The 22,712-nt window shown below is 54.1% G+C and carries 23 protein-coding genes, 1 other RNA gene and 4 pseudogenes; 17 read left to right on the forward strand and 11 right to left on the reverse strand.

Annotation, left to right across the window (positions count from 1 at the left end; genetic code table 11):
- Positions 1–32: 32 nt before the first annotated feature.
- The 5 genes from BG910_RS10130 to BG910_RS10150 all read right to left on the reverse strand — a co-directional run bounded on the left by BG910_RS10130 (position 33) and on the right by BG910_RS10150 (position 2,135).
- Complete coding sequence (locus BG910_RS10130) at positions 33–374, reverse strand: hypothetical protein (protein ID WP_089036729.1); 342 nt, start codon at positions 372–374, stop codon at positions 33–35.
- 179 nt (positions 375–553) lie between these two features.
- Entirely contained in the window at positions 554–982 is a 429-nt protein-coding gene (locus BG910_RS10135; protein ID WP_089036730.1) for a hypothetical protein, read from the reverse strand.
- Positions 983–1,056: 74 nt separating this feature from the next.
- Positions 1,057–1,503, reverse strand: a complete 447-nt coding sequence (smpB, locus tag BG910_RS10140) for an SsrA-binding protein SmpB (RefSeq protein ID WP_089036731.1) — start codon at positions 1,501–1,503, stop codon at positions 1,057–1,059.
- A gap of 104 nt (positions 1,504–1,607) precedes the next feature.
- Positions 1,608–1,829: a DUF1653 domain-containing protein gene (locus BG910_RS10145; protein WP_089036732.1), complete on the reverse strand. Its 222-nt coding sequence runs from the start codon at positions 1,827–1,829 to the stop codon at positions 1,608–1,610.
- Between the two features lie 102 nt (positions 1,830–1,931).
- Positions 1,932–2,135: a cold-shock protein gene (locus BG910_RS10150; protein ID WP_089036733.1), complete on the reverse strand. Its 204-nt coding sequence runs from the start codon at positions 2,133–2,135 to the stop codon at positions 1,932–1,934.
- A 282-nt stretch (positions 2,136–2,417) separates the two neighbouring features.
- Here BG910_RS10150 and clpS point away from each other — a divergent pair, with 282 nt between their 5' ends.
- Both clpS and clpA read left to right on the forward strand, forming a co-directional pair.
- Complete coding sequence (gene clpS, locus BG910_RS10155; RefSeq protein ID WP_089036734.1) at positions 2,418–2,732, forward strand: ATP-dependent Clp protease adapter ClpS; 315 nt, start codon at positions 2,418–2,420, stop codon at positions 2,730–2,732.
- On the forward strand, positions 2,733–4,994 hold the full coding sequence (gene clpA / locus BG910_RS10160) for an ATP-dependent Clp protease ATP-binding subunit ClpA (protein WP_089036735.1): 2,262 nt from the start codon (positions 2,733–2,735) through the stop codon (positions 4,992–4,994). It abuts the gene before it with no gap.
- A gap of 59 nt (positions 4,995–5,053) precedes the next feature.
- Here the strand turns inward: clpA and ssrA are convergent.
- Positions 5,054–5,415, reverse strand: a transfer-messenger RNA (tmRNA) gene (gene ssrA, locus BG910_RS10165).
- 194 nt (positions 5,416–5,609) lie between these two features.
- Here ssrA and BG910_RS10170 point away from each other — a divergent pair.
- The 3 genes from BG910_RS10170 (at position 5,610) to BG910_RS10180 (ending at position 7,592) form a co-directional block, all read left to right on the forward strand.
- Positions 5,610–6,113 (forward strand): DUF1841 family protein, encoded by a 504-nt coding sequence (locus tag BG910_RS10170; RefSeq protein ID WP_089036736.1) that lies wholly within the window; start codon positions 5,610–5,612, stop codon positions 6,111–6,113.
- A 232-nt stretch (positions 6,114–6,345) separates the two neighbouring features.
- The gene (locus BG910_RS10175) at positions 6,346–7,278 is read left to right on the forward strand and encodes an AEC family transporter (RefSeq protein WP_089036737.1); all 933 of its coding nucleotides are present in this window, start codon (positions 6,346–6,348) and stop codon (positions 7,276–7,278) included.
- 74 nt (positions 7,279–7,352) lie between these two features.
- The gene (locus BG910_RS10180; RefSeq protein WP_089036738.1) at positions 7,353–7,592 is read left to right on the forward strand and encodes a glutaredoxin family protein; all 240 of its coding nucleotides are present in this window, start codon (positions 7,353–7,355) and stop codon (positions 7,590–7,592) included.
- A 223-nt stretch (positions 7,593–7,815) separates the two neighbouring features.
- On the opposite strand, the gene BG910_RS10185 is transcribed toward BG910_RS10180, so the two are convergent.
- From BG910_RS10185 to BG910_RS10195, 3 genes are read right to left on the reverse strand one after another with little or no spacing between them, the layout of a single operon-like run.
- On the reverse strand, positions 7,816–8,034 hold the full coding sequence (locus tag BG910_RS10185) for a zf-HC2 domain-containing protein (protein ID WP_089036739.1): 219 nt from the start codon (positions 8,032–8,034) through the stop codon (positions 7,816–7,818).
- Positions 8,031–8,576, reverse strand: a complete 546-nt coding sequence (locus tag BG910_RS10190; RefSeq protein WP_232462200.1) for a sigma-70 family RNA polymerase sigma factor — start codon at positions 8,574–8,576, stop codon at positions 8,031–8,033. Before BG910_RS10190 ends, BG910_RS10185 begins: the two co-directional genes overlap by 4 nt.
- Before the next feature lie 16 nt (positions 8,577–8,592).
- On the reverse strand, positions 8,593–8,946 hold the full coding sequence (locus BG910_RS10195; RefSeq protein ID WP_089036741.1) for a hypothetical protein: 354 nt from the start codon (positions 8,944–8,946) through the stop codon (positions 8,593–8,595).
- Between the two features lie 409 nt (positions 8,947–9,355).
- On the opposite strand from BG910_RS10195, the gene BG910_RS12910 reads away from it, so the two are divergent.
- The 3 genes and pseudogenes from BG910_RS12910 to BG910_RS13210 all read left to right on the forward strand — a co-directional run.
- Complete coding sequence (locus BG910_RS12910) at positions 9,356–9,664, forward strand: hypothetical protein (RefSeq protein WP_089036742.1); 309 nt, start codon at positions 9,356–9,358, stop codon at positions 9,662–9,664.
- A 403-nt stretch (positions 9,665–10,067) separates the two neighbouring features.
- Positions 10,068–10,508, forward strand: a complete 441-nt coding sequence (locus BG910_RS10205; RefSeq protein ID WP_232462201.1) for a class I SAM-dependent methyltransferase — start codon at positions 10,068–10,070, stop codon at positions 10,506–10,508.
- Between the two features lie 203 nt (positions 10,509–10,711).
- Positions 10,712–10,771, forward strand: a pseudogene (locus BG910_RS13210) (twin-arginine translocation signal domain-containing protein); the annotation flags it as partial.
- A 9-nt stretch (positions 10,772–10,780) separates the two neighbouring features.
- Here the strand turns inward: BG910_RS13210 and bioB are convergent.
- Together bioB and BG910_RS10220 are read right to left on the reverse strand one after the other, a co-directional pair.
- Entirely contained in the window at positions 10,781–11,851 is a 1,071-nt protein-coding gene (bioB, locus tag BG910_RS10215) for a biotin synthase BioB (RefSeq protein ID WP_089037236.1), read from the reverse strand.
- A gap of 229 nt (positions 11,852–12,080) precedes the next feature.
- Positions 12,081–12,506: a peroxiredoxin family protein gene (locus tag BG910_RS10220; RefSeq protein WP_089036744.1), complete on the reverse strand. Its 426-nt coding sequence runs from the start codon at positions 12,504–12,506 to the stop codon at positions 12,081–12,083.
- On the opposite strand from BG910_RS10220, the pseudogene BG910_RS10225 reads away from it, so the two are divergent.
- From BG910_RS10225 to BG910_RS10265, 9 genes and pseudogenes are all read left to right on the forward strand, one after another.
- A pseudogene (locus tag BG910_RS10225) lies at positions 12,467–13,419 on the forward strand (ABC transporter substrate-binding protein). The gene BG910_RS10220 and the pseudogene BG910_RS10225 sit on opposite strands and share 40 nt — an antisense overlap.
- A gap of 209 nt (positions 13,420–13,628) precedes the next feature.
- Positions 13,629–14,425, forward strand: a pseudogene (locus tag BG910_RS10230) (ABC transporter permease).
- Positions 14,425–15,096: pseudogene (locus BG910_RS10235) on the forward strand (ATP-binding cassette domain-containing protein). Before BG910_RS10230 ends, BG910_RS10235 begins: the two co-directional pseudogenes overlap by 1 nt.
- Before the next feature lie 13 nt (positions 15,097–15,109).
- On the forward strand, positions 15,110–16,084 hold the full coding sequence (locus BG910_RS10240) for an NnrS family protein (protein ID WP_089036745.1): 975 nt from the start codon (positions 15,110–15,112) through the stop codon (positions 16,082–16,084).
- A 666-nt stretch (positions 16,085–16,750) separates the two neighbouring features.
- Positions 16,751–18,121: a diaminobutyrate--2-oxoglutarate transaminase gene (locus tag BG910_RS10245; protein ID WP_089036746.1), complete on the forward strand. Its 1,371-nt coding sequence runs from the start codon at positions 16,751–16,753 to the stop codon at positions 18,119–18,121.
- Position 18,122: 1 nt separating this feature from the next.
- Positions 18,123–19,655, forward strand: coding sequence for a pyridoxal phosphate-dependent decarboxylase family protein (locus BG910_RS10250; protein WP_089036747.1), 1,533 nt, complete (start codon positions 18,123–18,125; stop codon positions 19,653–19,655).
- Positions 19,656–19,830: 175 nt separating this feature from the next.
- A complete protein-coding gene (surE, locus tag BG910_RS10255; protein WP_089036748.1) occupies positions 19,831–20,580 on the forward strand; it encodes a 5'/3'-nucleotidase SurE in 750 nt (249 codons plus the stop codon).
- Between the two features lie 166 nt (positions 20,581–20,746).
- On the forward strand, positions 20,747–21,634 hold the full coding sequence (locus tag BG910_RS10260) for a peptidoglycan DD-metalloendopeptidase family protein (RefSeq protein ID WP_089036749.1): 888 nt from the start codon (positions 20,747–20,749) through the stop codon (positions 21,632–21,634).
- Between the two features lie 344 nt (positions 21,635–21,978).
- Complete coding sequence (locus tag BG910_RS10265) at positions 21,979–22,608, forward strand: hypothetical protein (RefSeq protein ID WP_089036750.1); 630 nt, start codon at positions 21,979–21,981, stop codon at positions 22,606–22,608.
- Positions 22,609–22,712 lie beyond the last annotated feature (104 nt).

A 22,712-nucleotide genomic window follows, 5' to 3' on the forward strand; every position in this document is an offset into this window, starting at 1 on the left:
TTTTTCAGACGGCCTGAACGGGCGGCAGGGCGTTATTTCTCTTCGGGAAAACCCGTTTTTTTATACGGTACTACGCTGCTGCGCGAGAGCAGCAGCAACACGCCGAGCACCATCATGCCCAGCGCCAGCAGCGGCGAAAAGCCGAGCAGATAGTTGTTGTAGAGATAAATCGCGCCGCCGACGTAAACCAGCATCGGGCCGGAAACGACGGATTGCTTGTTCACGCCGTCCATCACCAAAACCGCGATGCCGGCAATCATCAGGCTGATGGAAACCAGCGTAGCGGTGGCTGGAAGGATGCCGGTGGCTTTCAGAAACCAGATGGCACCGAAAACAATCAGAAATAAAGGCAGGGCAAGGGAGGCGTGGGGCATGGGTTTGCTCCGTTACAAAATTCAGACGGCCTGATTATTGGGTTAATCAGGCCGTCTGAAAAGTAGGGGGGTATGATTCTTGCGTGTTTTTACGAAAAAACGGGATATGCGTGGAAGATGGTGCAATCGGAAATGCAGACGGCCTTAAAAACAGCCGAGGCCGTCTGAAACTTTCCGGATTATTTTTTATTCAACAGACGGCTGACAATCTGATCGACTTCAGCCTGCTGGTCTGCCGTTTTGAAATTCGGATGGGCGCGCAGGCTGGCAACGGGGTATTCCGGCGTGCGGATCAGGAGGGAGATGTAGTTGAGCTTGTCGCCGCGGCCTTGGCTGTTGTAGCGGAGGTTGTAGCGGCATTCGGGTTCATACAGGCGCTGTCGGTTGGCGGGTACTTCGACGGTTTCGCTGCTGATGCCGTGCTGCTGCAAGGCGTGGGCGATTTTTTCATTCAAACCGGGGTTGGGGTCTTTGGTGCGGGTTAGGATGCAGAGGTGGCGGATGTTGCCCAATTCTTGCGCGCCCTTATCCGACAAAGAGGGCTGGCTGCTTTGGCAGGCCGACAATAAAGCTGCGCTGCCGATGATGAGCAGAGTGGAAAGTTTCATATGGTTCACCTTGTGTGGTTTGGATGAAGGAAGAAACAGCGGCAGCACTCGGCCTGCCGCTGCCGTCTGAATCTTCAGCGCACCGATTTCATCAAACGCTGTTTCTCGCGTTTCCAGTCGGCTTCTTTGAGACTTTGGCGCTTGTCATGCTGCTTTTTGCCTTTGGCCATGCCGATGTCCATTTTGATGCGGCCGCGGTTGTAGTGTAGGTTGAGCGGAACGATGGTGTAGCCGGCGCGTTCGGTTTTGCCGATCATTTTGTTGATTTCCGCTTGGTTAAGCAGCAGCTTGCGGGCGCGCACAGGGTCGGGTTTGACATGGGTGGACGCGGTGGGCAGTGCGGTGATGTGGCAGCCGACCAGATAAAACGCGTCTTTTTTCCAGTGGATATAGCTCTCTTTAAGTTGCACGCGACCGGCGCGTACGGCTTTGACCTCCCAGCCTTCCAAGACAAGGCCGGCTTCGATTTGGTCTTCGATGAAGTAGTCGTGAAAGGCTTTTTTGTTGTTGGTGATGCTCATGATATTGCTCTCGGGCTTGGGAAGTTTCAGACGGCATTGCTGCGTATGGCGCACAGTTTACCCGATAACGTCGGGGCAGGAAAACGTAAAAGGCCGTCTGAAAATCAAAATGCTTTGACGAGCGCGAAACGGGCTTGGGTTTGCCCGCCGGTTTCGACGGTTTCGGCGAACATGGCGGTGGGGCGTACCCATAGGCCGTAGTTACCGTAAAGGGCGCGGTAAACGACCATTTCTTCTTCGGTTTCGCTGTGGCGGGCGGTACCGCAGACTTCGTAGAGGCTGCCTTTGTAATGGCGGTAGATGCCGGGGCGAATGGGTGTGTTCATTGCTGGCGGGGGTTTCAGACGGCAGGGGCTGTTTTTCAGACGGCAATAAAAAATGGCGGGAAATCCCGCCACGCTTCACGGCTTGCGCCGCATCCTTTTTTATTAAGCTGCTTGGATATTAGCGGCTTGTTTGCCTTTGGGGCCGGTGGTTACGTCGAAAGAAACGCGTTGGCCTTCTTTCAGGGTTTTGAAACCTTCCATGTTGATGGCCGAGAAATGTGCGAACAAGTCTTCGCCGCCTTCATCGGGAGTGATAAAACCAAAACCTTTAGCGTCGTTAAACCATTTTACGGTACCGGTTGCCATTGTGTGATACTTCCTATACGAAAAATTAATGAAACAGCAAAGAGGCAGTATTGAAAACGCAAAAGTTTCAAGTTTCTCCCAAAACCGTTATGCTTGTTCGTCGTGCCGGATTCGCTTGGTGTCTTTTTACATTTGTTAAGCCGTTACGTCAAGTAATGTTTTCAAAAATGCAGAAATTTTATTAAGATGATACGAAATATAACAAAACTGCCGATAAAATTTATGCAAAATGATGCATATGGTCTGTCTGTTTGAAAATTTGTTTTGGAGCCGCATATAACCATGACCACACCCGATACACGGCACGATGCCGACACGCTTCTTCACGACTGGCAGGATGTCCGCCCGCCTAAGCGTTACGGCGTGTTTCTGCTCAACGACGACTACACGACGATGGAGTTTGTGGTCGAAATTCTGACCGAAGTATTTATGCTGGCCGAGGAACAGGCGGTGGCGGTAATGCTGTTGGTACACCACGAAGGCAAGGGTTTGTGCGGCACTTACACGCGCGATATTGCCGAAACGAAACAGCGGCAGGTCATGCAGCGGGCGAAGGCGGAAGGCCATCCGCTGCAATGTATTGTCGAGGAGGTTTAAATGATTTCACCTGAATTGGAACGGATTTTGCAGCAGCTTTACGCAGAAGCGCGCGGCAGACGTTATGAATTTATCGGCATCGAACATCTTTTGCTGGTGTTGCTGGAGCGGGACGACGATGTGCCCGTGGTGTTGAAACAGTGCGGCGCGGATTTGGCGCTGCTCGAATCACAGCTTGCCGACAGCGTGGCGGAAAATACGCCCGAAATTCCCGAATCCCTGCTCGACAGCACCGAAACGCAGCCGACGCTGGGCTTCCAGCGCGTGATTCAGCGTGCGATGGTACACGCCCAATCGGCGGGCAAAACTTCGGTCGAACCGCTGGATATTCTGGTTTCCATCATGAGCGAGGCCGACAGCCATGCGGTGTATTTCCTCAAACTGCAATCGGTAACGCGTTTTGAAGTATTGCGCCGCATCGCGCACGGCGAAGAGGCCGAGCGTTTGGGGCGTTCAGACGGCATGGGCGAAGACGGGGAAGTTTCAGACGGCAAGAAAGACGCGCTGGAAAGCTATACCGTCAACCTCAATGACGAAGTCAAAGCAGGGCGCATCGACCCTCTGATCGGGCGCAAACAGGAAATGGAACGGCTGGTGCAGATTCTCTGCCGCCGCCGCAAAAACAATCCGCTGCTGGTTGGCGAGGCGGGAGTGGGAAAAACCGCGCTGGCCGAGGGTTTGGCGCATCAGATTGTCAACGGCGAAGTGCCCGAAACGCTCGCCGGCGCAGAAGTCTATGCGCTCGATATGGGCGCGCTGCTGGCGGGTACGAAATACCGCGGCGATTTTGAAGCGCGGGTAAAGGCCGTCTTAAAACGGCTGGAAGAAGTGCCGCAGGCGGTATTGTTTGTCGATGAAATCCACACCATTATCGGTGCGGGCAGCACCACGGGCGGTACGATGGATGCGTCCAACCTGCTCAAACCTGCGTTGGCCAAAGGCGAGCTGCGCTGCATCGGTGCGACTACTTACGATGAGTTCCGCACCATTTTCAGCAAAGACCACGCCTTGAGCCGCCGTTTCCAAAAAATAGACGTAACCGAGCCGACGGTGGACGAAACCGTGCAAATCCTGCGCGGCTTGAAACCGGTGTTTGAAGATTTCCATCAAGTCCGCTACACCAACGGTGCGCTGGAGGCCGCCGCCGAGCTGTCCGCCCGCTACATCAACGAGCGTTTCCTGCCCGATAAAGCCATTGATATTGTTGACGAAGCAGGCGCTGCGCAGCGGATTCTGCCCAAATCCAAACAGAAAAAAGTCATCGGCAAGGCGCAGATTGAAGCCGTGGTCGCCAAAGTCGCCCGCATTCCCGAAAAAACCGTTTCCCATGACGACAAACAGGTTTTGCAGTTCCTTGCCCGCGATTTGAAAAACATGGTGTACGGGCAGGACGCCGCCATCGACGCGCTGGTTGCCGCCGTCAAAATGTCGCGTTCGGGGCTGGGGCTGCCCGACAAGCCCATCGGCAGCTTCTTATTTTCCGGCCCCACCGGCGTGGGTAAAACCGAAGTTGCCCGCCAGCTCGCCTTTTCCCTCGGCGTGACGCTGCAACGCTTTGATATGTCGGAATATATGGAACGCCACGCCGTTTCCCGCCTGATCGGCGCGCCGCCGGGCTACGTCGGCTTCGAACAGGGCGGCCTGTTGACCGAAGCGGCCAACAAACACCCGCATTGCGTGTTGCTGCTCGATGAAATCGAAAAAGCCCACCCCGACATTTTCAACGTCTTGCTGCAAGTTATGGATGCAGGCAAGCTGACTGATAACAACGGCAAAAGCGCGGATTTCCGCAACGTTGTGCTGATTATGACCACCAATGCCGGCGCCGAAAGCCTCAGCCGTCCGACCATGGGCTTCACCAACAAACACGAGCGCGGCGACGAAATGCAGGCGGTCAACAAACTCTTCACGCCCGAGTTCCGCAACCGCTTGGACGCCGTCATCCCGTTTGCCCCGCTGGACGAAACTGTGATTGCCAAAGTGGTGGACAAATTCCTGCTTCAGCTCGAAAAACAGCTTCTCGACCGCAAAGTCGAAGCCGAATTTACTCCCTCCCTGCGCAAATATCTGGCCGAAAAAGGTTTCGACCCGCAAATGGGCGCCCGCCCGATGAACCGCCTGATTCAGGAAAAAATCCGCAAAGTTCTGGCCGACGAACTGCTGTTCGGCAGACTGGCGGACGGTGGAAAAGTCCGCATCGGTTACGATAAAAAACGCGATGAAGCGGTGTTGGAATTTGAAAACGAGGCTGTGGAAGCATGAAGCCGAAAGCGTGAAAATGAAAAGGCCGTCTGAAAATTTTCAGACGGCCTTTGTTTGACTGGTGGAGGCGGGGGGAATTGAACCCCCGTCCGAAAGTCCTCTACAAAGCGTTCTACATACTTAGTCTTGCCTATTTGAAATCTTATTTCCGCGCCGCCGACAGACAGGCTGTTTGGAAACCAGTTACCTTAAATCTTATTCCCTGCCAAGTAACCCGACAGGAAACCAGTCAATGTAAGATGACGTTGCGGTAGCTTGCGCTACACAGCCCATTGACCGACTGCTGCAACGGCAGGCCTTAAGCGGCCAGTGCGTAAGTTTCGTCGTTTGCGACTATTTTGGTTCAGTGTTTTACGGGAATCTGAGACCCCGGTATGCCCGCATCTGCTTCGCAACCCCCGTCGAAACCAAGATCGCCCCCAGATTTCGCAGACCGGCTTGATTACTGCATGAGGCCTGCTTAGGAAAAACGGATTATACGCAGGTTTCCCCGCTTTGCCAACGCGCAAGAGGCCGTCTGAAAAAGGTTTTTCGCTTGTCGCAAAAAGGTTTAAACTTTGGGGCGTTCGGTAAATTCACGATATTTTTCAGACGGCCTGAAACAGGAAATCCCTTATGTATGATGTCAACACCCACGATGTGCGCCGTTTTTTTGCCCATGTCTGGCAACAGCGGTTTAACCCGCTTCAGTTAGACGCTTTGCAGCTCAAAGCGCTGCGGATTGTCGAGGCGCACCCTGAATACGGGCGTTATCTTGAGGATGTTGAAAACTGGCTGGATAAGGAATGGCTGCCCGAAGACGGCGAGGAAAACCCGTTTCTGCATCTTTCGCTACACCTTTCTTTGCAGGAACAGGCCGCCATCGACCAGCCGCCGGGCATACGCGCGATTCATGCGGCTTTGTGCGCGCGGTATAACGACGACTGGGTGCGCGCCGAGCATGACATGATGGACGCGCTGGCGGAAACGCTGTGGGAGGCGCAGCGCTACGGGCGCGGTTTGGATGTGAACGCCTATATGACACGGTTGCGCAAACTGGTCGGGCTGGGGCAGGAAGACAACGCGCGGATCAATCCGCATGAAGTGGGTTTGTCGGACAAAATCAGTTGGCGCGGGTAGGGTTCAGACGGCATTTGAGGCATAGGGTGGGTATGCCTGTCCACCGTTTGTCCGAAGGACAAAATTTAATGTCGGTATTTTTCTGCTCCCCAACCTACTTTTCAGACGGCCTCGAGCAATAGGAAGGCGTTTGAACAGCCCTCTCCCTAACCCTCTCCCACGGGAGAGGGAATGTGTCGGCCGAGGGTTGAATTTCAGACGGCCTCAAAATCTTTATTTTTTTCAAAACACCATGACTGCCATTTTCAACATCATCGCCCCCGTTTTCCTGATGATTGTCGTCGGCTATGCCGCCATGCGCAGAAGTCTGCTGATGGCCGGGCAGCTCGAGGGCATCGGGAAATTCGTTTTGCGCATCGGAATGCCCATGCTGGTGTTTAACGCGCTGGCGACCAAGCCGTTTGCGCAGACGTTCAAGCCGGAATATTTTTTCGCCTATTCCGGCGCGTCGGTTTTGTCGTTTGTCGCCGGCTGGCAGAACAGCCGCCTGCGCGGCCTTCATCCGACGCTTGCGGCGCTAAACGGGCTGGGATTCGGGATGTCGAACTCGGGTTTCGTCGGCTATCCGCTGCTTTTGATGGCGCTCGGTTCGTCGGCGGGCGGGTATTACGCGATGAACGTGATGACGGAAAACCTGCTCATCTGCCTGCCGCTGTTTATCCTGCTGGATTTGAGCCAGGGGCAGCATCGGAGCTGGGGGCAGGTGTTGCGGCAGGCGGGCAAAACGTTGCTGACCAACCCGATTATCCAGGCGATGCCCGTCGGGCTGGTGTTTTCCTTCGGTCTGCTGCCGCTGCCCGTATTCGCCGAACGGATTTCGGGTATGCTCGCTTCGTCGTCGATGACGCTGGCGCTGTTTATGATCGGCGCAAGCCTCTGCGGCATCAGCCTGCGCGACTGCAAACCAGCGGATATGCTGCTGGTGGCGGCTGGCAAGTTGATGCTGTTTCCGCTGTTGATGTTTGTATTGATGAACGCTTTGGGTGCGGACAAGGAAACGCTGTTTGCAGGGATGCTGTTTGCCGCCGCACCGATTCCGAGCCTGTATCCGCTGTTCGGCAGTATGCACGGCTTCGCCAAGGAAACGTCGGGCACGATGCTGCTGGTGACGCTGTTGTCGCTGATTCCGATTTCGCTGGTATTGTATGTATGGCAGCCTGTGTAAAAAAACAATTCGGTCGCTGAGCGAAGTCGAAGCACCAGACGGCCTGATAATAAAAAAGAAAGGATGTTCAAACCATGAAACTGACGCTGATGTCCCGCGAATATTGCAGCCTCTGCCACAAAATGCGCGAGCAGTTGCACCCGTTTCAGGCCGAGTTCGGCTTTGAGGTGGACGTGGTCGATGTGGATGCCGATGCGGATTTGGAAGCGAAATACAATGAGCTGGTACCCGTGTTGCTCGACGGGGACACAGAAATCTGCCACTGGTTTTTGGATGAGGAAAAACTGCGGGCGTATTTGCGGGGTAAGAAGTAAGAGAGGCCGTCTGAAAACCGGTTACGCGCAGTCGAATTTTCACGGGCGCCATTCCCGCGCAGGCGGGAATCCACGTTTGATTTTTTGAAACTGTGTTAAAACAAGATATTGCCTGTCTTGAACCGTGGATTCCCGCCTGCGCGGGAATGGCGTCGGTTAAGAGAGGAAATGTTTCAGACGGCATTTGGGCCGTTTTTTCATTTTTTCAAAGGTTTCAAACGGTTTATTCATCCTGTTTCGAAAACTTTTCAGACGGCATTTCCAAACTTTCCCGATAGCGCGCCATGGCGCTGTCTAAAATATCGAGTTGCTTTTGATAGCGGCGGCAGTGGATGCAGACGGCTAGATGGAGCTTGAGTTGGACGCGTTCGCTGAAATCCAGACGGCGGTCGCGGGCGTGTTGGAGCAGTTTGGCCGCGTCTTTGCATTTGATGGGTTTCACGTTTTGTCCTCCTGTTTTCCCCGGTCGTCGTCAAACCAGTTGCTTTGCAGACAGCGGCGCAGGCCGTTGCGGGCGCGGCTGAGGATGGTGTAGCAGTTGTCGCTGCTGATGCCGGTTTGGGCACAGATTTCGCTGACGTCCAAACCGGAAATTTCGCGCAGCATGAAGACGCGGGCGGTATTTTCGGGCAGGTGTCTGAGACAGAAGTCTAAGATGCGCATAAAGTCGTTTTGTTCGGCAGCCTCATGCGGCATCTGCCACTGCTGCGGCTGATTTTTCCAATGTCCCGATTCGTCAAAATTATCATCATGAACAGCATCAAGGAATTGTTCGTCATCACTGGAAGCAAACCATTTCATTTCGGTCTGCCGACGGCGCAGGATGTCGAGTACTTTATTTTTTAAAATTGCCCAAACCCAAGTCTGCCATTGCGATTCGCCTTGAAACTGTTGGTTTTTGCTGTATGCGGCGGCGAGTGTTTCTTGAACGGCGTCTTCCGCCCATTCTTCGTTGCGTAGTTGCAAAAAGGCGAAACGCTGCATTTTTTTTCTTAAAGGATCAATATTTTCCGGATGCCACAAGGCGTCTGTCTGCATAGTAAACTCCGAAACAGGAGGCAGTTTGTTTTACTGCCTCCTGTTTTTTTAATGTTACATGCGCTGCATCGAACGCATTTTTACCGTTTTTTTTCATCATCTTCATTTTACCTCTTTTTTTCATAGAGTACTTCGTTTTTGTCATATTTTTTTTCAATGGTTTGATTCTGTGTTTCATGCTGCCGGTTTTATCCATACTCATCGAATGTTGGGCCATACCGGAGTGGGAAATTTTATCATTTGTCATATCGGCGGCAAAACTACTGCCCACGGCCAAAGTAAACGCAGTAGCAAGTATCATCGCAGACTTTTTCATGAGACTTTCCTTTAGGTTAAGTTAAGTGGGAGTAAACAAACCGTAGGCGTTTGGGTGAACCCCTACGGTTTGTTTGACGGCGCAGAATGACAGTTCTGTCAATAAGCGGGCGATAAATTTTTAATATTTTGTTTTTTAAAATTATTTAATATACTTTGGACGGTTTTTAATTTTACAAGGCCTTAAAAACTGCCTGATTGCAGCCTGGAATACTCAATCCATTATTCCAAACGGACGGAAATCCGATGGTCGGCAGCATTTTTATTTTTATGCAGAAAAAGTGACGGAGCATCAGGATGACATACGGCATTTGTTTTTTCTGCATGCTTTACATAAATTCTTTTTAATTCTATTTTTAAATAAAAACTATTATTATTCTTAAATAAAACTGTTATCAAAGAGATTTAGAATGAAACATTATTCTTTAGCTTTGGCTGTATCAGCCGTTTTCATTGCAACTTCCGCCATGGCGGAAGAACTTGCCGATCCCGACGGCATCCGGCCAATTAAAATCTTCTCCCCGCCCAAACCGATTACCCCGAATATCGCGCAGGGTTATTTTCCGGAGAACCAGTTCGACCCAACCTGCGCAGAAGCCGTAGGTACGGTTAGCCGCCTCAAGCGGCGTAACCGTACGAACGTTTCTTCAGATGACGCCGCATGGAGGTTTGCGTACGGTTACGCGCAAAAAACCGTACTAACCGTACCTGCTGCTTAGCCTGCTCATCAGGCTTCAATAGCATATAGTAAAGAAAAACAAGAAATCTATCGCGTTGGCCGCGCCTTGCCGTACTATCTGTACTGTCTGCGGCTTGCCGCCCTGTATCTTTCTTATTTTTCTTCACTATGGAAACGAAAACAGGGTTTAGGCAGTCTGAAAACGCTAATCCTTTGCCGCAGGAGTTATTCCCATGAGACTTACTCCTGAACAAACCGCCGCCCAGCTTCGCTGTCCGCACGGCGAAGCGGCGGCAGCCGTCGGACAAAATATGAATCTACGCAATCTCGCCTAAATTTCAGACAGCCTGAACACACTGAACCCGCAGTCCGGCGAGCGGCTGCTGGAGCTGGGTTTCGGCGACGGCGGACTGCTGGGCTATGTGTTGTCGCAGGCGGACGGTTTGTATGACACGGGCGCGGAAATTTCTCCCGCCATGTACCAAGCCGCCGCCGCGTTCAACCAAGCCTTTATTGACGCGAAACTTGCCGAATATGCACTGTATGACGGGTTCAGGCTGCCTTTTGCCGACAAGCAGTTTCACGCCACGTTCAGCGTCAATGTCCTGTATTTCTGGCAAGACCCCGCCGCGTTGTTTGCCGAACTTGCCCGCGTATTGCAAGACGGCGGCAGGCTGTGCGTGAGCTTTTGCGAACGCGCTTTTATGCAAAAGTTGCCGTTTGCCCGATTCGGCTTTGCCCACTACAACGCCACCAAAGTCATCGCCCTTGCCGCGCATGTGTTTGATTTGGTTTGGGAAAATCGACGAAACGATTGGGCGGTCAGCAAAAGCGGGGCTTTGGTTAAACGCGAAACCGTGCATTTGCTGTTTGGGGAAATTTGATAAAAGGCAGCCTGAATGTCTGTCTTAAAACAACATCCATGCCGTCTGAAACTTCCAGCCGTAGCCGTAGGTTGGGTCGAGACCCAACATTTTGGACAGGCATCTTCGGCTTTGTTGGGTTTTCAACCCAACCTACGTAGGATATTTTTCAGACGGCAGCCCAATACATTCCAAACAAAACCCCAATCAAAAGGAGAACCGATATGGATATGCAAAGACGAGATTTCTTAAAAACAGCAGCCGCGCTGATAGCGGCAGGTGCATCGCCATCCTTAGCTTCCGTCGCCGCAACCGCCCTGCACGGCGTTTTCAGACGGCCTGTCTGCCTGTTTCGCGTTCGGGGTGCTGCGGTATTGCAGCGGGTATAAATCCAGTTTTTCCATCAGCACCCGGTCGCCGTCTTCTTCGGGGTTTTCGGTGGTGAGCAGTTTGTCGCCGTAGAAAATCGAATTTGCTCCCGCCAGAAAACACATGGCCTGCATGGCTTCGGGCATGTTGCTGCGGCCTGCGGACAGGCGCACAAAGCTTTTGGGCATGGTGATGCGGGCAACGGCGATGGTGCGCACGAATTCCGTCCAGTCCAAATCTTCGGCATCGGCCAGCGGCGTGCCTTCCACTTTCACCAACTGGTTGATGGGCACGCTTTCGGGCTGCGGGTCGAGGTTGGCGAGGCTGGCGATTAAGCCCGCGCGTTCGGGACGGGTTTCGTTCATGCCGACGATGCCGCCGCAGCAGACTTTCAAGCCTGCGCCGCGCACTTTGCCGAGTGTGTCCATGCGGTCTTCGTGCTGCCGTGTATGGATGATGTCGTTGTAGCGTTCGGGGTCGGTGTCGAGGTTGTGGTTGTAATAATCCAGCCCCGCTTCTTTCAAATCTTCGGCCATGCCGTCTTCGAGCATGCCGAAGGTGCCGCAGGTTTCCAGCCCCAAGCCTTTGACGGCTTTGATGATTTCGGACACGGTTTCCACGTCTTCCGGCTTCGGCCCGCGCCACGCCGCGCCCATGCAGAAACGGCTCGCGCCGCGCGCTTGGGCGATTTTGGCTTTTTCGAGGATTTCCGCCACGTCCATCATGCGTTCTTTTTCCAGGCCGGTGTCGTAGTGGGCGGATTGGGGGCAGTATTCGCAGTCTTCGGGGCAGCCGCCGGTTTTGATGGACAGCAGGGTGGAGAGCTGGATTTCGCGGGGGGTGAAGTGTTCGCGGTGGACTTCGGCGGCTCGGTAAACGAGGTCGAGAAACGGCATTTCGAACAGTTCTTCCACTTGGCACCTGCGCCAGTATTGGGCGGTTTGGTGCGGCTTGCGCTCGGTTTTTCGGCGCAGGGCGACGGGGGATATGGTCATGGCGGGTTCCTTGTTTCGTTGCAGTTTGCGGCAGCACAATGTTGCCGACGCGCCGCGGGCAGTCGCAGTGAAAGCAGGCGACGTTTGGGGTTTTGATTGTAAAACAATACGGTAAAGGCCGTCTGAAAATTTTCAGACGGCCTTTTATGGAGCGGCGGCATGATACGGCGTCAGGGTTTCGACTCAAGCGGCGGGCAGGGCGGAAATGTCGGCGGTTTTGCCTGCGCGGTTATTTTTCCAATTCCGAATCAATCTCGCGGTACAGCGCGGTAAAGTCCGGTTCGCCGACAAATGTTTTCAGCACTTCGCCTTTTTTATTGATCAGCACGGAAGTCGGGTAAACCTTGGTTTCAAACGCCTTGCCTGCAACGCCGCCGGTGTCGTACATCACGGTAAACGGCAGCCCGTATTGGCGGACATATTCGCGCACGCTTTCGGGCGGATCAATCGGCTGCGCGATGCCGAGCACCTGGAAATCCTTGCCCTGATAATCGTTGGCCATCTTAATCACTTTGGGCATTTCGCTCACGCAGCCGGGGCACGACGGAAACCAGAAATTGATAAACGTCACTTTGCCCTGCAGGTTTTGGTTGCTGACGGTTTTGCCGTTCAAATCTGCCAGAGAAAACGCAGGCGCGGCCTGCTGTTTCGGCATCAATATTAGTTGCCGCAAACAAACAAGCGTTTACCATTTACGGCGCGCCGGCACTGCCGAGCATGACCATTGCTGTTGCAGCGTTGCAAGGTAAATTGGCGAAACAAGATAATGTATCGCTAAAAATCTGGCGTTCGCCCGACCAGATCCGCGCAGGTGTGGCGAGCGGACAGTTTAAAATAATGATGAGCCCGAACAACGTCGGCGTAAACCTGCGCAACCAAGGGCAGAAAGTCGGCATGGTCAACATCCTCACCAACGGCATCGTGTAGCTTTTGAGCAAAAACAAAGCCATCGCCCATCCGCGCGATTTGGTCGGCAAAAAAGTGCTGATTCCGTTTAAAAACGATATGCCGGATATCGTGTTTCAAGCGATGCTGAAAAAGCTCGGCATCGACATCCGTAAAATTTCCGTGTCTTACGCCACCACTTCCGCCGAAGCTGTCGGATTGTTTTTGGGCAAAGATTTTGATGCCATCATCGTGCCCAAACCGATGGGTAGCGCAACCATCCTGCGCGGCAAAACCATGGGCGTGAACGTGGTGCGCGGTTTCGACATGACCAAAATGTTCGCCCAAGCCTTTCAAACCAAACCGATGATTCCGCAGGCAGGCATTATCACGAACGTGGATTTTTTTCAACGCCAACAAAGCCAAGTTTGAAATCTTCCACCAAGACTTGAAAAACGCGCTGGCATGGATTCGCGCCAATCCGCAAAGTGCGGCGAAAATCGGCAAAAACTACCTGCCGGCCCCTGAGCCTGCCATCGTGCAAAGCCTGCCGTACGCGAATTTGACCGTGGAAAAGGGAAGTGAAGTAAAAGCGGAGCTGATGAATTTATGAAATCCTGATGCAGTTCAACCCGAAATTATTGGGCGGCAAACTGCCCGACGAAGGCTTCTTTTTGGTTTGAATTTTGGGGAATAAAAGATGCCGTCTGAAAAAAGCGTCCGTACGGTTAGCTGCCTCAAGCGGCGTAACCGTACGGACGCTTTTTTCAGACGGCATCTTGTGCGGGGCTGCGTACGGGTTACGCGCAAAAAAGCCGCGCTAACCGTACCTACAGGGTGCGCCGTGCGCACCGGAATATGTCAGACGGCATAAAACATAAACAAGCAAACCATGATTAAAACCGACAAAATCCGCAAGCTCCAACCCGCAGTTTATATTTTAGATTATCTTGGAGTGGCTTTGCCAGCTTGGGCGTGGCGGCGATGTTGGTTGCGCTGTGGGCGTGAGGCAGCGTGGTGTTCGGCGAATTTATGCTGCCCGCGCCGTCGGCGGTTTTCAGACAGGCATGGGAGTTGCTCGGGCAGTTTCGGGCGAACGAAATCGGCGTGTCGCTGTGGCGGGCGGTGGTGGGGATTTCGATTGCGCTGGTAGCGGGTTTGGCGGCGGGGCTGGTGGCGGGCAGTTTTAAAACGGCGATGGCTCTGCTCAAGCCCTTGGTTACGGTTTTGCTGGCGATGCCGCCGATTATTTGGGTGGTGATGGCACTGTTTTGGTTCGGCTTCGGCAATCCGAGCGTGTTGTTTACGGTGATTATTTTGGTTGCGCCGTTAACTTTTGCCAGTGCGGCGATGGGGATGATGAGCGTGAGCAAACAGAATGAGGAGTTGTTTGACGCGTATAAATTAGGCCGTCTGAAAAAATCCGCTATCTGTATGTGCCGCACCTGACGGGTTATGTGGTTTCCAGCATCGGCGTGGCGGTGGAGATGGGCGTGAAGGTGGTGATTATGGATGGCGGAGCTTTTGGGGGCGAGCGAGGGCGAGGGGGTGCGGGTTGCGGATGCGCGGGCGATGCTGGAAACGTCCACCGTGATGGCTTATGTGGTGCTGGTGATTGCGTTTGTGTCGCTGTTTGAATATCTGGTTACCAAGCCTTTGGAAATTTTGCTGATGCCGTGGAGACGATGATGCTGGAGTTGGAACACATCCGTTTTGAAATTCTGCGCGACCCGATTGTGCGCGATTTCAGCATGGGTTTGCGCGATGGCGAGGTGAAAACGCTGTTCGGCCCGAGCGGTTGCGGCAAGACGACGGTGTTGCGCTTGGTTGCGGGTTTGGAAACGCCGAAATCGGGCAGAATCAGAAACGGTTTTCGCAAAACGGGTTTTCTGTTTCAGGAAAACCGCCTGCCGGAAAATCTGATGGTGATAGACAATATTTTGATTTTTATGGATAAACCAGATTGAAGCGTGGCAACCGCTCTGGTGGCGAAAGTAGGGTTGGGTGAGGGCGATTTGCACAAATATCCGCCCGAGCTCTCCGGTGGCATGGCAAAACGGGTAGCGTTTCTGCGGCTGCTGTTGTGCGGCTGTGATTTGGCTTTGCTTGACGAACCCTTTGTCGGACTCGACCGCGATTTGCTCGATATTCTGGCGGCGATGCTGACGGAAAAAATCGAAAACGAGGGGCTTGCGTGTATGCTGGTTACGCACGACCGCTTCGAGGCGGCAAGGCTCAGCCATGAAATCATGCTGCTTTCGCCCAAAGGCATGACGGTGCAGAGCACGCTATGCCTGTCTGAAAAACTCTCGGCGCACGATTCGGCGTTTGAAGAGCGGGTGGTGGCGGAAGAATTCTAAGGGATTCATTATTATGAATAAACGGCAGCCCTTTTTTACCCACCCGATGCGCCCGTTTTTCACCGCGTCCGCGCTGCTGGCGGCGGTGGCGGCTTTGAGTTTTTTCGCCAGCCCAAACGCTATTATCCTGCACCGGCAGATTTTTCTCGAATTCATGCTGCCTGCCGCTTACGGCGGATTTCTGATGGCGGCGATGCTGGAGTGGACGGGTTATCAAGGCAGCCTGAAAAACACCGCTTTTCTATTGGGTGCGCTGCTGATGCTGCTCGCCGCGTTCACCGTTTTTCAGACGGCATATGCGTACACTAATGACTTGAACCTGCTCAGGGCGCAGGTGCATCTGAATATGGCGGCGGTGATGTTCGTTTCGTTCCGCGTCAGCATTTTCTTGGGTAACGAAGCCTTGAAAGAATGCCGTCTGAAAGATCCGGTGTTCATCCCGAATATGGTTTATAAAAACATCGCCATCACCTTTCTGCTGCTCTACGCCGCCGCCGAACTCTGGCTGCCGCTGCAGACCGCCGCATTTGCCGCTCTGGCCGTCGGCTTGGTTTTACTGGCGAAACTGCGCGAGCTGCACCATCATGAACTTCTGCGCAAACACTACGTCCGCACTTGCTACTGGCTGCAACTTCTCGGCGCGGCAGGCTATCTGCGGATCGGGTTCGCCAAATTGACAGGTCAAGCCGTCGGCACACCGCCGCACCTGATTACCCTCGGTGCAATATTCGGCGGCGTGATGATGGTGTGGCTGACCGCAGGCCTGTGGCACAGCGGCTTTACCAAACTCAACTACCCACGGCTCTGCCGCATTGCCGTGCCCTGCCTGTTTTTGAGCGCATTAACGCGGACGGTGTGGGTGAAATACGCTCCTGGGTGGTTGTTGACCGCCATTCCGGCTTTATTGCTGGCAACGGTTTTTGTGTTGTATTTGTTTGCGTTTATACCGATTTTTAACGCACATGCATTTACGGATGATCCGGAGTGAAAGATGCCGTCTGAAAAAAGCGTCCGTACGGTTACGCCGCTTGGGGCGGCTAACCGTACTACGGGCTGCTTGCCGGGAAGTTCATTCTAACCACTTGCTGTGAATACAGCTAAGAAATTCCTACATGACTTAATTTTGATAAGTCGTTAAAAACGAATGGCCCGGGTGGACAATATGTTACAACCAACGCAACGCCAAATCTTCAACGCACGCAATATAACTCTCCTGTACAAAGACGCACAGCGAAGAGCGGTAAGACCTATCCAACTATGGTTGATTTGGATTCTTAAAACAAAATATTTTAGGAAATTGTTTTTATTAAATAAAATATAAATATATTATCAATTTGGTTTTAAATAGAATTTCCGAGTAAATACTTAAAAAAGGCTTCCCTTTTCCCGAAAAAAGTGTAAAATCCGCGCCACTTGCCAGTACGCTACGGGTCGCCAGCCGATTCCGGGCGTTCTTTCTTTTCTAAGACCGCGTACTGCATGGGGTGTGCAGTTTTTTTGCTGTTAACACCCATTGTGGGGGCTTCGGATTCCGCCCGAAGCCTGTTCTTCAAGAGCTGCATTTTCTTCTTAAGCGGCTCAGGTTGTGAACGCTGTCGCCAGACAAGGCAGCAGGTTTCGCAGCCATAACCCTTATCAGAGATGGTAATCCGATATGAGCGTTACACCTTTTCATCCCATTCCCCAAGCAACAAACGAACATTACCTGACCCGTCAGAACGAGATGGAGTCCAACGTGCGCAGTTATCCGCGCAAGCTGCCTTTGGCGATTGCCAAGGCGCAAGGCTGCTGGATTACCGACGTCGAGGGCAATGATTATCTCGACTGCCTCGCCGGCGCGGGTACGCTGGCTTTGGGGCACAACCACCCCGAAATCATCAAAGCGGTTCAGGATGCGCTGGCCAGCGGTCTGCCTCTGCATACGCTGGACATTACCACGCCTTTGAAAGACGCGTTTTCCGAAGCGCTGCTGGCGCATTTTCCGGGCGGCAAAGAAAACTACCGCCTGCAATTTACCGGCCCGACCGGAGCGGATGCGGCCGAAGCGGCGGTCAAACTGGCGAAAACATTCACCGGACGCGGCAACGTCATCAGTTTTTCCGGTGGCTACCACGGCATGACGCAGGGCGCGCTGGCGCTCACGGGCAATCTGGGCGCGAAAAACGCGGTGCAGAATCTGATGCCGGGCGTGCAGTTTCTGCCGTATCCGCACGAATACCGCTGCCCGCTGGGTATAGGCGGCGAAGCGGGCGCGCAGGCGTTGGCTTATTATTTTGAGAACTTCATCGAAGACGTGGAAAGCGGTGTGGTCAAACCTGCGGCGGTGATTTTGGAAGCGATTCAGGGTGAGGGCGGCGTGGTTGTCGGCCCGACCGAGTGGCTGAAAAAAATCCGCGAAGTGACCGCGCGCCACGGCATTTTGATGATTGTGGACGAAGTTCAGGCCGGTTTCTGCCGTTCGGGCAAAATGTTTGCCTTCCAACATTCCGGCATCGAGCCGGACATCGTGATTATGTCGAAAGCGGTCGGCGGCAGCCTGCCGCTGGCGGTGTTGGCGATCAAAAAAGAATTCGACGCCTGGCAGCCTGCCGGCCATACCGGCACTTTCCGCGGCAACCAGTTGGCAATGGCGACCGGTTACGCTTCGCTGCGCGTGATGCGCGAACAGGATTTGGCGGGCAATGCGAAAGCGCGCGGCGACTTTATCCAAGCCGAATTGAAAAAACTGGCGCAGGAATTCCCCTGCATCGGCAATGTTCGCGGACGCGGCCTGATGATCGGCATCGAAATCGTCGATGAACGCCTGCCCGCCGACCGCATGGGTTCTCTGCCGGCCGATGCCGTGTTGGCGGCGGAAATCCAAAAAGCCTGTTTCTCCAATAAATTATTGCTGGAGCGCGGCGGCCGCAACGGCACCGTCGTGCGTATCCTCGCGCCGCTGATTATTACGGAAGACGAGTGCGCGGAATTTATCAAACGCTTCCGCTTATCCGTAGCCGATGCGCTGAAAACGGTAAGGGGCTGATATGGTTGATTTTCCCGAACACAAACGCGCGCTGCTCTGCAATGATGTGCAGTCGGTCGCCGATTATCAGGCGGCGATGGACAGCGCGGTGAAAGCTGTTTCCGATTGGCTGCGCAGCGAAAAAATGTACACCGGCGGCAGCATTAAGGATTTGCGCGCCAAAATCGCCTTCATGCCGTCTGAAAACGGCATGGGGCTTCAGACGGCCTTAACGCGGCTGGTCGATCTGTTCCTCGCCAACAGCCTGAAAGTGCACCACCCGCATTCGCTGGCGCACCTGCACTGCCCGACGATGGTCGCTTCGCAGGCGGCGGAAGTGTTGATTAACGCGACCAACCAGTCGATGGATTCTTGGGACCAAAGCCCCGCCGGCTCGCTGATGGAAGTGCAGATGATAGACTGGCTGCGCCAAAAAACCGGCTACGGCAAAGGCAGCGCGGGCGTATTCACCTCGGGCGGCACGCAGTCCAACCTGATGGGGGTTCTGCTCGCGCGCGACGCCTGTATCGCCAAGCATTGGAAAAATTCAGACGGCCTCGAATGGTCGGTGCAGCGCGATGGTATTCCCGCCGACGCCTTGCAGAAAGTGAAAGTCGTCTGCTCTGAAAACGCGCATTTTTCCGTGCAGAAAAATATGGCGATGATGGGCATGGGTTTCCAATCCGTCGTGACCGTGCCGTGTAACCAAAACGCGCAGATGGACGTTGCCGCACTGGAAAAAACACTGAACGACTTGGCCGCGCAAGGCAAAATCGTCGCCTGCATCGTCGCCACAGCCGGCACGACCGACGCAGGCGCCATCGACCCGCTGCGCGAAATCCGCGCGCTCGCCGACCGCTGCGGCGCATGGCTGCATTTGGATGCCGCATGGGGCGGCGCGTTGTTGCTGTCCAAACAATACCGCCACCTGCTCGACGGCATCGGGCTGACCGATTCGGTTACGCTGGATTTCCACAAACACTATTTCCAAAGCATCTCCTGCGGCGCGTTTCTGCTCAAAGACGAGGCAAACTACCGCTTCATACACTACGAAGCCGAATACCTCAATTCCGCCTATGACGAAGAACACGGCGTACCCAACCTCGTTTCCAAATCGCTGCAAACCACCCGCCGCTTCGACGCGCTGAAACTCTGGCTGACCATCGAAGCGCTGGGCGAAACCCGTTACGGCTCGATGATAGACCACGGCATCACGCTCGCCCGCCAAGCCGCCGGCTACATCAAAGCGACCGACAGCTTGGAATTATTGGTCGAACCGCAGTTCGCCAGCGTACTCTTCCGCGTCAAGCCCGCAGGCTATCCCGAAGCCGGCCTTGACAGCCTCAACCAAAACGCCGCCGACGAACTCTTCGCCCGCGGCGAGGCCAACATCGGCGTAACCAAAGTCGGCAAGGTTCAATCTCTGAAAATGACCCTGCTCAGCCCCGTCGCCACCTTAGACGACGTAAAAAACCTGCTTGCGCAGGTTGTCGCCGAAGCAGCGCGGATTAAAGACGCGATTGCCGAGGGGCGTTATACCCCGCCGATTGATTGAGGGGTTTAATGAAGAAAGGCCGTCTGAAAAAAAGAACCATGCTGCCTTGTGCCGCAGCCGCAGCGGTTGCGGCGGAGTGGCGGATGCAGTATCGTTGCAGAGTTTTTCAGACGGCATCAATGCAGAAAAGGCCGTCTGAAAAATTCCCATCCAAGCAAACAACAGGAGCAAGCCGGTGAACATCCTTATCTGCAACGACGACGGTTATCTTGCGCAAGGCATCGCCGTTTTGGCGCGGGTTGCGGCGGAATTTGCCAATGTGCGCGTGGTGGCGCCCGAACGCGACCGCAGCGGCGTCAGCAATTCGCTCACACTCGACCGCCCGCTGCACATCCGTCAGGCGGAAAACGGCTTTTACTACGTCAACGGCACGCCCACCGACTGCATCCACATCGGTCTGCACGCCCTGCCGGATTTCAAACCCGATTTGGTACTTTCCGGCATCAACAACGGCGCCAATATGGGCGACGACACCCTCTATTCGGGCACCGTCGCCGCCGCCACCGAAGCCTATCTGATGGGCATCCCCGCCGTTGCCGTTTCGCTCAACGACCACAGCGGCCGCTTTTGGGAAACTGCCGAAAAAGCCGCCTGGCTGCTGTTGTCGCATCTTCTGAAAAATCCGCCGCAAAAACCCGTTTTGTGGAACATCAACATTCCCGCCGTAGCACCCGACGACATTCAAGGCATCAAAATCACGCGGCTGGGGCGGCGCCACCACACCCAAAGCGTCGTGCCCATGCACAACCCGCGCGGCGAGCCGATATTCTGGATAGGCCCCGTCGGCGCCGTTTCCGACCGCGAAGAGGGCACGGATTTCGGCGAATGCGAAGCCGGCTTCATCACCGTCACCCCGCTGCAAATCGATCTGACCGCTTATGACGAAACCGAAGCCGTCGGCGCATTTTGGCAAAAGGCCGTCTGAAAACCGCTGCAAACCTTTTCAGACGGCCTCACAGACCCGTATTATTCTGTTTGGTTAATATTGAAATGTTAACAGACGCTAACGCCGTTAAGGCTTGAGAACAGGGCGTATTTTGATTTATGATACGCCTCGGTATAAATAAACCCATACACAGAAGGTCATCAATATGTTGAAAAAAACCGCATTCCATGCCGTACCCGCAGTCTTGGCCCTGATGTTGGCCGCGTGTGCCAGCCAGCAGCCTGCTCCCGTGACCGCAGGCAACGCCTCAGGCTCGACTTCTGCAAGCAACCCCTACGGCGCCGAACCCTACAACCCGAATGCGGCCGGCAATGCCGAAACCCCCTATACCCCCCCGCCCGCGCAGTCTGCGTCCGCATCGTCAGGCGGCGCATACATTCCGTCTAACGCGCCCGTCGACATCAACGCCGCTACCCATACCGTCGTGCGCGGCGATACCGTTTACAACATTTCCAAACGCTACAACATCACCCAAGACAACCTGCGCGCATGGAACAACATGGCCGACAACACCATCAGCGTCGGCCAAACCCTGCGCGTGAAACCCGCCGGTTACAGCGCGCCCGCATCAAGCGCATCTGCGCCTGCCGTTTCCGCACCGGCCGGCAAACCCGCGTCAACCTACACCCCCGCGCCCAAAGTCTCAAGTGCCGCGCCTGCCCCAAGCGCTTCCGGTATCAGCCTGATGCGCCCGACCGCAGGTAAAGTCGTCACCAACTTCGGCGGCAGCAGCAAAGGCGTGGACATCGTCGGCCAACCCGGTCAACCCGTTGTCGCCGCAGCCGACGGGAAAGTCGTTTACGCAGGTTCGGGCTTGCGCGGTTACGGCAACCTCGTCATCATCCAACACAACAAAACCTTCCTGACCGCCTACGGCCACAACCAAAGCCTGCTGGTCAACGAAGGCCAAACCGTGAAACGCGGCCAGACCATCGCCAAAATGGGCAACAGTGACGCCAGCCGTACCCAGCTTCACTTTGAAGTCCGCCAAAACGGCAAACCGGTTAATCCTGCGTCTTACGTTTCGTTCTAATCCGAACTTATCAAACAAAGGCCGTCTGAATACTTCGACTACGCTCAGTAACCGAGTTTTCAGACGGCCTTTTTGCGGATATAGATATGGGGTATAGTGAATTAAAAAAGAAAGATGCAAGGCGGCAAGCCGAAGACAGTATAGGTAGTACGGGACAGAGATGAACTTGGCGCTTCAGCGCCTTAGTGAATCGTTCTCTTTGAGCTCAGCCGCAGCCAACGTTGTAGATTTCTTTTTTTAATTCACTATAAAAACATGTTTAATCGGGCTGATAGCGGTTGCCTGTCATTATCGGGCGGCGTATATTTTCAAAAAAACCAAATCAGGGAAGCAAGGAGAAAATCATGAAAAACGCCAAAACCGCGCAGTTCGTTTCCGCAGGCATCCAGCTCTATCCCCATTGCGGCTACCACGGCCTTTCCGAAGAAGCCGTTGCCGGCCATATCAACGCCGGTGCAGACGACTTCCGCAGCGCCTTTGCCGACAAAGACGCTTTTGTCAAAGCCGTTTTATTCGAATACCGCGAACGCGCGCTCGGGCGGGTATCGTTTGATTTTTCGCCCCACCTTTCCGAAATCGAACGTCTGCGCCAAATCATCTGGCGGCTGGCCGTCAGCATCCGCAGCAACCTGCCGTGGATACACAGAATGCTGCTCGACAGCGCCGCAGGCGTTGTCATTATCCGCAAGGCATTGAAATTCCAAAACGGATTAATGGCGCTCGGGCTGATGGAAATCATGCGCAACTGCCACGGCAGTCAGGAAGTTTCCGATGTCGAACTGCTGAACGAATACGATTTTCTGCAAGGTGCGGTGTTCACGCCGATGATTATGAACTCGCGCTATGAAGCGTTCGGTATTTTGTCGGACGACATCCGCAGCAAAATTCCCGACCTGCTGACCGACGAAGCCGTCCATCAGCGGATAGACTGGGTGTTCCGCGCGCTGTTTCCGCAGTATAGTGAATTAAAATAAAAAATCTACTTCGTTGGCTGCAGCCGGGCTCAAAGAAGACGATTCACTAAGGCGCCGAAGCGCCAAGTTCATCTGTCCCGTACTAACCGTGTTGTCTGCGCCTT

Source organism: Neisseria chenwenguii (assembly GCF_002216145.1).
GTDB lineage: Bacteria > Pseudomonadota > Gammaproteobacteria > Burkholderiales > Neisseriaceae > Neisseria > Neisseria chenwenguii.